13 protein-coding genes are annotated in these 11,871 nt (G+C 70.4%); 10 read left to right on the top strand and 3 right to left on the bottom strand.

Annotation, left to right across the window (positions count from 1 at the left end; translation table 11 throughout):
• The first annotated feature begins 71 nt into the window (after positions 1-71).
• From IE317_RS27320 to IE317_RS27290, 7 genes are read left to right on the top strand one after another with little or no spacing between them, the layout of a single operon-like run.
• Complete coding sequence (locus IE317_RS27320) at positions 72-851, top strand: helix-turn-helix transcriptional regulator (protein WP_191314260.1); 780 nt, start codon at positions 72-74, stop codon at positions 849-851.
• Positions 848-2,296 (top strand): Fe-S cluster assembly protein SufB, encoded by a 1,449-nt coding sequence (gene sufB / locus IE317_RS27315; protein WP_191314211.1) that lies wholly within the window; start codon positions 848-850, stop codon positions 2,294-2,296. The genes IE317_RS27320 and sufB overlap by 4 nt, the downstream gene beginning before the upstream one ends.
• Before the next feature lie 2 nt (positions 2,297-2,298).
• Complete coding sequence (gene sufD, locus IE317_RS27310; RefSeq protein WP_191314210.1) at positions 2,299-3,471, top strand: Fe-S cluster assembly protein SufD; 1,173 nt, start codon at positions 2,299-2,301, stop codon at positions 3,469-3,471.
• 33 nt (positions 3,472-3,504) lie between these two features.
• Positions 3,505-4,275, top strand: a complete 771-nt coding sequence (gene sufC / locus IE317_RS27305; RefSeq protein ID WP_191314209.1) for a Fe-S cluster assembly ATPase SufC — start codon at positions 3,505-3,507, stop codon at positions 4,273-4,275.
• 41 nt (positions 4,276-4,316) lie between these two features.
• Positions 4,317-5,606 carry a cysteine desulfurase gene (locus IE317_RS27300; RefSeq protein ID WP_191314208.1) on the top strand — a complete coding sequence of 430 codons (1,290 nt, stop codon included), beginning with the start codon at positions 4,317-4,319 and terminating at the stop codon, positions 5,604-5,606.
• Positions 5,603-6,052: a Fe-S cluster assembly sulfur transfer protein SufU gene (gene sufU, locus IE317_RS27295; RefSeq protein ID WP_191314207.1), complete on the top strand. Its 450-nt coding sequence runs from the start codon at positions 5,603-5,605 to the stop codon at positions 6,050-6,052. The genes IE317_RS27300 and sufU overlap by 4 nt, the downstream gene beginning before the upstream one ends.
• Complete coding sequence (locus IE317_RS27290; RefSeq protein ID WP_191314206.1) at positions 6,049-6,444, top strand: metal-sulfur cluster assembly factor; 396 nt, start codon at positions 6,049-6,051, stop codon at positions 6,442-6,444. Before sufU ends, IE317_RS27290 begins: the two co-directional genes overlap by 4 nt.
• On the opposite strand, the gene IE317_RS27285 is transcribed toward IE317_RS27290, so the two are convergent.
• Positions 6,434-7,231 carry a DUF4184 family protein gene (locus IE317_RS27285; protein WP_191314205.1) on the bottom strand — a complete coding sequence of 266 codons (798 nt, stop codon included), beginning with the start codon at positions 7,229-7,231 and terminating at the stop codon, positions 6,434-6,436. The genes IE317_RS27290 and IE317_RS27285 overlap by 11 nt on opposite strands.
• An 18-nt stretch (positions 7,232-7,249) precedes the next feature.
• On the opposite strand from IE317_RS27285, the gene IE317_RS27280 reads away from it, so the two are divergent.
• A complete protein-coding gene (locus IE317_RS27280) occupies positions 7,250-7,582 on the top strand; it encodes a YnfA family protein (protein ID WP_191314204.1) in 333 nt (110 codons plus the stop codon).
• Between the two features lie 89 nt (positions 7,583-7,671).
• Here the strand turns inward: IE317_RS27280 and IE317_RS27275 are convergent, their stop codons facing one another.
• Positions 7,672-9,618, bottom strand: a complete 1,947-nt coding sequence (locus IE317_RS27275) for an ABC1 kinase family protein (protein WP_191314203.1) — start codon at positions 9,616-9,618, stop codon at positions 7,672-7,674.
• A gap of 182 nt (positions 9,619-9,800) precedes the next feature.
• Here IE317_RS27275 and IE317_RS27270 point away from each other — a divergent pair, with 182 nt between their 5' ends.
• Complete coding sequence (locus IE317_RS27270; protein ID WP_191314202.1) at positions 9,801-10,334, top strand: snapalysin family zinc-dependent metalloprotease; 534 nt, start codon at positions 9,801-9,803, stop codon at positions 10,332-10,334.
• Here the strand turns inward: IE317_RS27270 and IE317_RS27265 are convergent.
• Entirely contained in the window at positions 10,328-11,245 is a 918-nt protein-coding gene (locus IE317_RS27265) for a DMT family transporter (protein ID WP_191314201.1), read from the bottom strand. The two genes, IE317_RS27270 and IE317_RS27265, sit on opposite strands and share 7 nt — an antisense overlap.
• Before the next feature lie 111 nt (positions 11,246-11,356).
• Here IE317_RS27265 and IE317_RS27260 point away from each other — a divergent pair, with 111 nt between their 5' ends.
• Complete coding sequence (locus IE317_RS27260; protein WP_086842407.1) at positions 11,357-11,821, top strand: Lrp/AsnC family transcriptional regulator; 465 nt, start codon at positions 11,357-11,359, stop codon at positions 11,819-11,821.
• Positions 11,822-11,871: the final 50 nt, after the last annotated feature.

Here is an 11,871-nt window from a genome sequence, read left to right as displayed (position 1 = left end):
CCGATCACCCGGAAATAAGACACACTTGTGTTGTGAAAAAGACGGAGGCGGGTGACCAGGCGGGCGGCGACATGCCCCGCGCCGCGCTCCCGCACGTCCCGTCGCAGGTCAGCGCCGAGGGCAAGACCCGCCACGAGGTCGCCCGGCTCCTGCTGGAACAGGGTCCCATGACCGCCGTCGTGGTCGCCGAGCAGCTCGGGATCAGCCCCACCGCCGTCCGACGGCACCTGGACGCACTTCTCGCGGATGGCGAAGCCGAGACGCGGGACGCGCCGCGCCGCGGGCCCCGGGGCCGGGGCCGCCCGGCGAAGCTCTTCCTGCTGACCGAGCCCGGCCGTGCCCGCTTCGGGCACGCCTACGACGATCTGGCCGTCTCCGCGGTCCGCTTCCTGGCCGAGCACGCCGGGGAAGACGCTGTGCGCGCCTTCGCCGAGCAGCGCATCGAGAGGCTGGTCGGCCCGCACCGCGCGGCGATCACCGGTCAGGGTGATCCCGCGACGCGCGCGGAGGCCCTCGCGACCGCGCTGAGCAGGGAAGGCTACGCTGCGTCGACCCGCGAGGTCGGCGCGCCCACGGCAGGCCAGAACGTGGGCGCGCAGCTCTGTCAGCACCACTGTCCGGTCGCCCACGTCGCCGCGGAGTTCCCGCAGCTGTGCGAGGCCGAGACGGAGGCGTTCGCGAAGCTGCTGGGCACCCACGTCCAGCGGCTGGCGACCATCGCACGCGGGGACTCCGCGTGCACCACCCACGTACCCGTCACGGCGGGTCAGCCGGCCCATCCCGAGCCGGTGAGAACGGCGTCCCCCGAGGGACGCACAGCACGGATCCCGAATGGAGGGAAACCCGCATGACTGCCGCTGCCGAGCAGCGCACTCCCACCACCGCGCCACTGAGCCAGGAAGAGACCATCGAGTCCCTTGGCAAGTACGCGTTCGGCTGGGCGGACTCCGACGAGGCGGGCGCCAGCGCCCGTCGCGGCCTGAACGAGGACGTCGTCACCGACATCTCCTCGAAGAAGTCCGAGCCGGAGTGGATGCGCGAAGCGCGACTGAAGGCGCTCAAGCTCTTCGAGAAGAAGCCCATGCCCAACTGGGGGGCCGACCTCTCCGGGATCGACTTCGACAATATCAAGTACTTCGTGCGGTCCACGGAGAAGCAGGCCACCTCCTGGGAGGAACTGCCCGAGGACATCAAGAACACGTACGACAAGCTGGGCATCCCCGAGGCGGAGAAGCAGCGCCTCGTCGCCGGGGTCGCCGCGCAGTACGAGTCCGAGGTCGTCTACCACCAGATCCGCGAGGACCTGGAGGAGCAGGGCGTCCTGTTCCTGGACACCGACTCCGCGCTCAAGGAGCACCCGGAGCTGTTCCAGGAGTACTTCGGCTCGGTCATCCCGGCCGGGGACAACAAGTTCTCCGCGCTGAACACGGCGGTGTGGTCCGGCGGCTCGTTCATCTACGTGCCGAAGGGCGTGCACGTCGAGATCCCGCTGCAGGCCTACTTCCGGATCAACACCGAGAACATGGGCCAGTTCGAGCGCACCCTGATCATCGTCGACGAAGACGCCTACGTGCACTACGTCGAGGGCTGCACGGCGCCGATCTACCAGTCCGACTCGCTGCACTCGGCGGTCGTGGAGATCATCGTCAAGAAGGGTGCCCGCTGCCGTTACACGACCATCCAGAACTGGTCGAACAACGTCTACAACCTGGTCACCAAGCGCGCCAAGTGCGAAGAGGGCGCGACCATGGAATGGATCGACGGCAACATCGGTTCCAAGGTGACGATGAAGTACCCGTCGGTGTTCCTCATGGGCGAGCACGCCAAGGGCGAGGTCCTGTCGGTCGCGTTCGCGGGCGAGGGCCAGCACCAGGACGCGGGCGCCAAGATGGAGCACCTCGCGCCGTACACCTCTTCGACCATCGTGTCGAAGTCGGTGGCGCGCGGCGGCGGCCGGACGTCCTACCGCGGGCTGGTCAAGGTCGCGAAGCGGGCGCACCACTCGCGCTCCAGCGTGGTCTGCGACGCGCTGCTGGTGGACACCATCTCGCGTTCGGACACGTACCCGTACGTGGACATCCGCAACGACGAGGTGTCCATGGGCCACGAGGCCACGGTGTCCAAGGTCAGCGAGGACCAGCTGTTCTACCTGATGTCGCGCGGCCTCGACGAGGCCGAGGCGATGGCGATGATCGTGCGCGGCTTCGTCGAGCCGATCGCCCGTGAGCTGCCGATGGAGTACGCGCTCGAGCTGAACCGCCTGATCGAGCTCCAGATGGAAGGGTCCGTCGGCTAGTCATGTCGGTTACCGAGAACAACGTTTCCGAAGCCCTCCGCGAGGGGGCCGTCATCCCGGCGGCCTCCCGCGCGGAGCGGTTCACTTCTTACGACGTCGAGGCCTTCGAGGTCCCGGGCGGCCGTGAGGAGAACTGGCGCTTCACGCCGATGAAGCGCCTCCGCGGCCTGCACGACGGCAGCGCGCAGGCCACCGGCGAGGTCACCGTGGACGTCGAGGCCGCGCCCGAGCTGGGCGTCGTGACCGTCGGCCGCGACGACCCGCGGCTGGGCCAGGCCGGCGTCCCGAGCGACCGGATCGCCGCGCAGGCCTACTCGGCGTTCACCAAGGCCACCGTCGTGACGGTGCCGAAGGAGACGCAGGCGTCGAAGCCGTCCGTGCTGCGCATCCACGGCCCCGGTGAGGGCCAGGTCGCCTACGGGCACCTGCAGGTCCGCGCCGAGGCGTTCGCCGAAGCCGTCATCGTGCTCGACCACGTCGGCTCCGGCACCTACGCCGACAACGTCGAGTTCGTCATCGGCGACGGCGCCAAGGTCACCGTGGTCAGCGTCCAGGACTGGGCCGACGACGCGGTGCACGTCTCCGAGCAGCACCTCAAGCTCGGCCGCGACGCGACGCTCAAGCACATCGTCATCACCCTGGGCGGTGACCTGGTCCGCGTCTCGCCGACGGCGACGTTCGCGGACAAGGGCGGCGACGTCGAGATGCTCGGCCTCTACTTCGCCGACGCCGGCCAGCACCAGGAACACCGGCTCTTCGTCGACCACGCGGTCCCGAACTGCAAGTCGAACGTGATGTACAAGGGCGCCCTGCAGGGCGAAGGCGCGCACACGGTGTGGATCGGCGACGTCCTGATCCGCGCGGCGGCCGAGGCCACCGACACCTACGAGCTCAACCGCAACCTGGTGCTCACCCCGGGGGCGCGCGCGGACTCGGTGCCGAACCTCGAGATCGAGACCGGCGAGATCGAAGGCGCCGGCCACGCGAGCGCGACGGGAAGGTTCGACGACGAGCAGTTGTTCTACCTGCAGTCGCGCGGGATCGCCGAAGAAGCCGCGCGGCGCCTGGTCGTGCGCGGGTTCTTCCACGAGATCCTGGTCAAGATCGACGTCCCCGAGGTGCGCGAGCGCCTCGAAGCGGCGATCGAAGCCGAGCTCGAAGCCGTTGGCGCCTGACGCCGTCCACTGAGACTTTAGGAAAACGAAGAAATGGCAACCCTGGAAATCAAGGACCTGCACGCCTCGGTGACCACCGAGGAAGGCGCCAAGGAGATCCTCAAGGGCGTCAACCTGACGATCAAGTCGGGTGAGACGCACGCGATCATGGGCCCCAACGGCTCCGGCAAGTCCACCCTGTCCTACGCCATCGCCGGCCACCCCAAGTACCAGGTGACCTCCGGTGAGGTGCTGCTCGACGGCGAGAACGTCCTCGAGATGAGCGTCGACGAGCGCGCGCGGGCCGGCCTGTTCCTGGCCATGCAGTACCCGGTCGAGGTGCCGGGCGTGTCGATGTCCAACTTCCTCCGCACCGCGGCCACCGCGGTCCGTGGCGAGGCCCCCAAGCTGCGCCACTGGGTCAAGGAGGTCAAGGAGGAGATGGGCAAGCTCGAGATCTCGCAGGAGTTCGCCGAGCGCTCGGTCAACGAGGGTTTCTCCGGCGGCGAGAAGAAGCGCCACGAGATCCTGCAGCTGGCGCTGCTCAAGCCGAAGTTCGCCATCCTCGACGAGACCGACTCCGGCCTCGACGTCGACGCGCTGCGGATCGTTTCGCAGGGCGTCAACGAGTACAAGGCCAACAGCGAGGTCGGCGTCATGCTGATCACGCACTACACCCGGATCCTGCGGCACATCACGCCGGACTTCGTGCACGTCTTCGCCGGCGGCAAGATCGTCGAGTCGGGCGGCAAGGAGCTGGCCGACGAGCTGGAGGAGAACGGGTACGTCAAGTACGTGGGCAAGTCCGAGCCCGCGTCCGTCTGACGTTCCTGCGCAAATACACCGAGAAGAGAGGAGTCGGCCCGATGACCACCACCTCGGCCGGTTCTCTGCCACTGGACGTGGCGGCCCTGAAGGCCGACTTCCCCATCCTGTCGCGCACGGTTCGCGACGGGAAACCCTTGGTGTACCTGGATTCAGGGGCGACTTCGCAACGTCCCACCGCGGTGTTCGATGCCGAACGCGAGTACGTCTTCACTTCGAACGCCGCCGTGCACCGCGGTGCGCACCAGCTGTCCGAAGAGGCGACCGACGCCTACGAGTCCGCGCGGGCGAAGATCGCCGAGTTCGTCGGCGCCGACCCCGAAGAGCTGGTGTTCACCAAGAACGCCACCGAAGGCATCAACCTCGTCGCGTACTCGATGAGCAACGCCGCCACGGCCGGCCCCGAGGCGGCGCGGTTCGTGGTCGGCCCGGGTGACGAGGTCGTCGTCACCGAGATGGAGCACCACGCGAACCTCGTGCCGTGGCAGCAGCTGTGCCAGCGCACCGGGGCGACGCTGAAGTGGTTCAAGGTCACCGAAAACGGCCGCCTCGACCTGTCCGATGTGGACGAGCTGATCACCGAGCGCACGAAGGTGGTCGCGTTCGCGCACCAGTCGAACGTGCTCGGCACGGTCAACCCGGTCTCGCTGCTGGTCGAGAAGGCCAAGGCCGTCGGCGCGCTCACCGTGCTCGACGCCTGCCAGTCGGTGCCGCACTTCCCGGTGGACTTCCACGCCCTCGGCGTCGACTTCGCGGTGTTCTCCGGGCACAAGATGCTCGGCCCGTCCGGCATCGGCGTCCTCTACGGGCGCACCGAGCTGCTCGAAGCGATGCCGCCGTTCCTGACCGGCGGCTCGATGATCGAGATGGTCCGGATGGAGGGCTCGACCTTCGCGCCGCCGCCGCAGCGGTTCGAGGCGGGCGTGCCGATGACGTCGCAGGCCATCGGCCTCGGCGCGGCCGTCGACTACCTCACCGCGATCGGCATGGACCGCGTCGCGGCGCACGAGAAGGAACTCGCCGCGGCGGCCCTCGAAGGCATCGGCGCGATCCCGGGTGTCCGGATCATCGGCCCGACGGACCTCGAGGACCGTGGCGCGACCGTGTCGTTCGTGATCGACGGCGTGCACCCGCACGACGCCGGCCAGGTGCTCGACAGCCTCGGCATCGCCGTCCGCGTCGGCCACCACTGCGCGTGGCCGCTGCACCGGGCGTGCAACGCGCAGGCGACCGTGCGCGCCTCGTTCTACCTCTACAACGACCTGTCCGAGGTGGACGCCCTGGTGGCCGGGGTCCGCGAGGCGCAGAAGTTCTTCGGGGTGGGACAGTGAACCTGGAGAGCATGTACCAGGAGATCATCCTGGACCACTACAAGCACCCGCACGGGCGCGGCCTGCGCGACCCGTTCGACGCCGAGTCGTTCCAGGTCAACCCGACCTGCGGCGACGAGGTGACGCTGCGGGTGAAGCTCGACGACGGGAAGGTCACCGACGTTTCCTACGACGGCCAGGGCTGCTCGATCAGCCAGGCCTCGACGTCGGTCTTGACGGATCTCGTCGTCGGCCACACGCTTGAGGAGGCGTTCACCACCATGGACGCCTTCGTGGAACTGATGCAGGGCAAAGGAAAGGTCGAGCCGGACGAGGACGTGCTGGAGGACGGGGTCGCCTTCGCGGGCGTCGCCAAGTACCCGGCCCGCGTGAAGTGCGCCCTCCTCGGCTGGATGGCTTTCAAGGACGCCGTCGCCCGGACGAGCAGTGGAGCTGAACAGGCATGACCGAAGAAACCGCCACTCGTGAGGGGCGCACCGCCGCCGACCTCGACGCCGAGACCACGGCGACGCAGGACCTCGACCTCGCCAAGCTCGAGGACGTCGAGGAAGCCATGCGCGACGTCGTCGACCCGGAACTCGGCATCAACGTCGTCGACCTGGGTTTGGTCTACGACATCCGCGTCGAGCCGGACAACACGGCGACCATCGACATGACGCTGACGTCCGCGGCCTGCCCGCTGACCGACGTCATCGAAGACCAGACGTCGGCGGCGCTGACCTCCGGCGGCCTGGTCAAGGACTTCCGGATCAACTGGGTCTGGATGCCGCCGTGGGGTCCGGAGAAGATCACCGAGGACGGCCGCGAGCAGCTGCGCGCCCTCGGCTTCACGGTCTGAGTTCTCTCGCGTCGAGCGGGTCACCCTCCGGGGTGGCCCGTTTCGCGTATAACGCCCTATACCGTGCGTGCCAGGCGAGCGCGTAGAGGCCGAGGGCGACCGCGAACCCGCTGCCGGCGCCGGTGACGAGCAGGTAGGTCGCGTTGCCGAAGACGCCCGCCGGGGTCATCGGGTCGTGGGCGGCGAGGAACGGCAGCACCTGCACCACGCCGCCGACGGCCGCGCCGAGGGCCAGGAACGCGGCCACGGTCTTCCGGCGGCGCAGGCCCGGCGGCGCCGGCGTGACGGGCGCGCCGCGGTACCAGCGCCACAGCCACCAGGCGAGCACGGCGGCCCCGGCGAGGGTGCTGACCAGCTGGATCAGCCGCCCGACGTCGACGCCGGTGACGAGCGGGATCCGCAGGAAGGCCGGGCCGCCGCTTTCGTGGGTGAAGGCGTCCCACCCGACGTGCGTGGCGGCGCCGAGCACGAGCGACAGCGCGATCCACCCCGGCCGCTTCCAGCCGAAGGATCGGCGGGGGAGCCGTTCGGCCAGGCGCTGCGGGGCCAGGGCCGTGAGCGGCCGCTTCAGCAGCACGTGGAAGACGGCGAGCAGGGCCAGCGCGAGGAGCGGGTCGAGCCAGAGGACGGCCGTGAATTCGTGGGTCCGCGAGAGGCCGAACCCTTCCGGCGCGGGCACGAACCAGAAGAGGTCCGGCGCGACCGACCCGGCGACGAGCGCCGACGGCACCAGGGGGTGCTTCGCCAGCGGGAGTACGGCGGCGGGATGACTCAGCGTGAACGGCACGGCCGTTAGTATCCCGGAGTGATCCTGCGGTCGATCCTCCTGTTCCTGGCCGCGGCGGTGTGCGAAATCGGCGGCGCCTGGCTGATCTGGCAGGGCATCCGCGAACACCGCGGTCTGCTGTGGATCGGTGGCGGCGTGGTGGCGCTGGGCGTGTACGGCTTCGTCGCGACGCTCCAGCCGGACGCCCACTTCGGCCGCATCCTCGCCGCGTACGGCGGGGTGTTCGTGGCGGGGTCGCTGGCCTGGGGCGTGGTCGCGGACGGTTACCGCCCCGATCGGTACGACGTGCTCGGCGCGCTGCTGTGCCTGGCGGGGGTCGCGGTGATCATGTACGCGCCGCGGACGGGGTAACGCCGCAGGTGCGCGCCTTCGACGGCGAGGAGGGCCACCGCGGGAACGTGGGTGGCTGCTCGGCGGCGCGGTCGTCTTCGTCGCCGGGTTCATCGGGCCGATCGTGACGCTCGTCCGGATCGCCGGAAGACGACGAACAGCAGCCGCAATCCCACCAGGGCGCTGATCACCAGCAGGTTGTAGCCGAAGACCTGGTGCAGCGTCAGGTCCGCGGCGATGCGCGGCCCGCCCGACCCCGTCAGCAGGAACACCGCCATCAGCCCGGTCGCCGCGCCGACGAAGGCCAGCAGGGCCTCGTGGACCAGGCCGGTGACGACGTCGCGGTCGCGCTCGTCGGAGAACAGCCGGACGTTCACCGACAGCCTGCCCTCCTCCAGTGCCGCGCCGATCCGGTCGATGCGGCGGGGGATGCGGCGCAGCACCGGCAGCAGCGCCGTCAGCTCGCCGAGCGCCGTGCGGCCGAGCGGGCCCGGCCGCAGCCCGGCGCCGACCTGCTCGGCGGCGAACGCGCGGGACTCGGCGACGACGTCGAAGCCGGGGTCCAGCGCGGCCAGGGTGCCCTCGACCGTGGCCAGTGCGCGGAACACCGCGGCCACCGGCGGCGGCACGCTGAGCCGGAAGTCCGCGATCACGCGGAACAGGCCGGTGAACAGGTCGAGGTCCGGGGTGCGGCCGGGGCCGAAGTGCCGGGCGACCAGGGCGCCGAGGGCGCGTTCGAGGCGCTGCTCGTCGATCTCGCCGGTGCGGTCGACGACTTCGAGGAGCCCGTCGCGCAGGCCCGCCGGGTCGCCGCGGTCCAGGGCGAGCAGCAGGTTCTGCAAGCCGCCCCGCAGGCCGGTGTCGAGCCGGCCGACCGAGCCGAAGTCGAGCAGGCCCAGCCGGCCGTCGCGCAGTAGCATGAGGTTGCCCGGGTGCGGGTCGGCGTGGAAGACGCCGCCGATCATCACCTGGTCGAGCAGGCAGCGCAGGAGCGAGCGGGCCAGCCGCTTGCGCTCGGCCGGCGGCAGCGTGTCCTTCGCCGTGGCGAGCGGTTTGCCGTCCAGGCGGGACATGACCAGCACGCGGCCGGTGGAGAGTCCCTTGTGGACCCTCGGCAGCCCGACGTCCGGGGAGCCGGTGGCGGCGACGGCGGCGATGTTGCGGGCTTCGATGGTGAAGTCGAGTTCCTCGGCCAAGGCGGCGGCGAACCCGTCGGCCAGTTCCGCGACGCCGAGCGAGCGCGCCCAGTCCGCGCGGTCCTCCAGCGCCGCGGCGACGCGCCGGACGATGGCGATGTCGCGTTCGGCTTGCTCCCGCACGCCCGGCCGCTGGACCTTCACGACGACGTCTTCGCCGGTGCGCAGCTTCGCGCGGTAGACCTGCGCGACCGACGCGGCGGCCAGCGGATCGGGGTCGAATTCGGCGAAGACGTCGTCGGGGGAGCCGCCGAGTTCGTCGGCGAGCAGGGCCCACACCGCGTCGGCGCGGGCGGGGGCGACCTGGTCCTGCAGCCGGCCGAGTTCGTCGGCGAACACCGGCGGCAGCAGGTCCGCGCGGGTGGACAGGAGCTGGCCGAGCTTCACGAACGTCACGCCGCCCTCTTCCAGCGCGCGGCGCAGGGAACGCGCGAGCTTGGCGTGCCGCCCCGGCGCGAGGCCGGGTTCGCGGCGGCCGGTCAGGTAGCGGCCGAGGCCGTGCTTGACCGCGATCCGGCTGATCTGCGCGTACCGGCGGGTCCGGGAAAGCCGTCCCCGCAGCCGCCCGAGCCCGAAGCCGTGGGGCAGCGCCATTTCGGCGACGAACAGGAAGATGAGCGTGGCGAGGAAAGCGCTGCCCGCCAACGGGATCAGCAGGCCGAGGGCCGCGCCGCCGTGGTGCAGCAGCGAACCGGGGAACGCCTGCCCGATGCCGCCGGCGACGAGCCAGCCGAAGGCGGCGGCGCACAGGGCGCGCACGGCGCCGATCCGGACGCCGAGCACGCGCCGCGCCGCGGCGACGAGCGGCCACAGCAGGAGCACGTACAGGGGGAGGGTCATAAGGCCCAGCAAGATGTCCATCGGTTCCCTTTCGCCGACGCCGAGCAGACCACGGCGGCCCGGGACGGCGGCTCACGCGGCGGCGGGAGGCGGCTCCCTCCCGCGGGGGAACGACTTTCGGCCGTGGCCGCGGCGGTGGTGGGCTTCTAACCTGATCGCGCGAACGACGGTGAAGTGCTCTCTGAACCGGACGAAGGAGACACATGAACGGACGCGTGATGGGCCGGGTGGTCGCGTTGGCCATCGCGGCCCCGCTGGGCCTGGGCCTGGCCACCGCCCCGGCCGCCTCGGCGGCTGCGGTCACGACGCTGTACTACAGCTCCTCGGGCGCCCCGGACTACCTGGCCCAGATCGACCAGGGCGCGGCCAACTGGAACGCCGCCGTCACGGACGTGAAGCTGGTCAAGCGGAACACGAGCGCCACGATCGTGTTCCACGAGGTGCACAGCGGCGGTTCGTACACGAACACGAACGGCCACGGGCGCGGGCAGATCTACCTCGACACGAGCCAGGTGGCGGAGGGGTACGACCCGACCCGCATCGCGGCGCACGAGCTGGGCCACAACCTGGGGCTGCCGGACCACTACAGCGGGCCGTGCACCGAGCTGATGTCCGGCCACGGCCCGGGGACGGCGTGCAAGAACGCCAAGCCGTCCGCGGCCGAGGCGGCGAAGGTGCAGTCGCTGTGGGTGAACGGGCTGGCGGCCGCGACGGCGGAGCTCCGCACGGCTCACTGAGCGGTTCCGTGGTGGCCTCCGGTGGCGCGCCGGAGGCCACCTCCGGTCTTTCTCCGGTGCAATCCCAGCATCACCCCGGCGATGACCACCGCTCCGCCGAGCACCTGCACCAGCGTGAGCCGTTCCCCGGCCAGCACGACGGCCCAGCCCAGTCCGGCCACCGGGACGATGTTCAGCAGGTTCACCGCGGCACTGGCGTCCAGCCGCCGCAGTCCGTGGTTGTACAGCAAGAAGGCCGCCACCGAACAGGCTCCCGCCAGAAAGCCGATCCGCAGCCAGTCCGCCCCGCCGGGCACGCTCCACCGGTCCACTTCGGACAACGACAGCAGCGCGAACCCGCCCGCGCCGGCGAGAGTCTGGTAGTAGGTCGCCACGATCGGCGACGCGCCCGAACCGTCCCGCCGCGCCAGGACGTTGTACCCGGCCCACGCCACTCCGCCCGCGATCAGGAAGACGTCACCCCACAGCGAGTGCGCGCCGTTCGCCCGGACCACCAGCGAGACTCCCGCGATCGCCACCAGCATCCCCGTCAGCCGCAGCGGGGAAAACTCACCGCGGCCGGACAAAGCCATGGTCAACACCGGGTACGCAGCCACGATCAGCGTCGCGTCCGAAGCCGACGCCAGGTCGACGCCCACGTTCTCCAGCGCGAAGTACGCCGTGATCCCCAGCAGGCCCGCCGAGCCGATGAACAACCGCTCCCGCGGCGAAGGCAGGCGACGGCGGTCCGGTCCCGTGTGCACCAGCACCCCGAGGATCGCCGCCGCCGGCAGGAACCGCAGCGCGCCCAGCGTCATCGGCGGGATCCGGTCGAGCGCCACCTTGGTGACCGCGAACGAACTGCTCCAGATCAGCGCCGCCCCCAGGACGGAGGCCACGGGCAGGCGGACGGGCCGTGAATCGGTGATCATGCGCATCAAGGTAGAGAACAACCGGAGCTACCCCGGTCAACACCGTGCTAGATTCGGCGGAACCGGAAAAATGACGAATAATACGAGTCACCGAAGCGGAGTCCGGCCCCGATGGACGAACTTGACACGGCCCTGCTGACCCTCCTCCAGGAGGATGCCAAGCAGACGAACAAGGAACTCGCCCGCCGCCTGCACATCGCGCAGTCGACCTGCCTCGAACGGGTGCGGGACCTGACCCGGCGGGGGATCGTGCGCGGGCACACCGTCGACGTCGACCTGAAGAAGATCGGCCGGCCCGTGCAGGCGATGGTCGCCGTGCGGTTGCGGCCGCCCGACCGGGCCGTCATCGAGTCGTTCCGGGCCTTCGTCACCGGCCTGCCCGAGGTGCTCTCCGTCTTCGTCATGTCCGGCAGCGACGACTTCCTGCTGCACATCGCCGTCGCCGACAACGACCAGCTGAGCGGGTTCGTCCTCGACCGGCTGACCCAGCGCCGGGAGATCGTCGACGTCCGGACGTCGGTCATCTTCAACCACTTCCGCCGCACGGTGGTCACGCCGGCCGAGAGCGACGGGTGAGGCGGGTCCACCGCGAGAGGGAGGCGCGGCGGGGCATCGGGCTGCGAAGA

This window comes from Amycolatopsis bullii (assembly GCF_014654205.1).
GTDB classification, from domain to species: domain Bacteria; phylum Actinomycetota; class Actinomycetes; order Mycobacteriales; family Pseudonocardiaceae; genus Amycolatopsis; species Amycolatopsis plumensis.
This window is presented reverse-complemented; position numbering and strand designations above follow the sequence as displayed.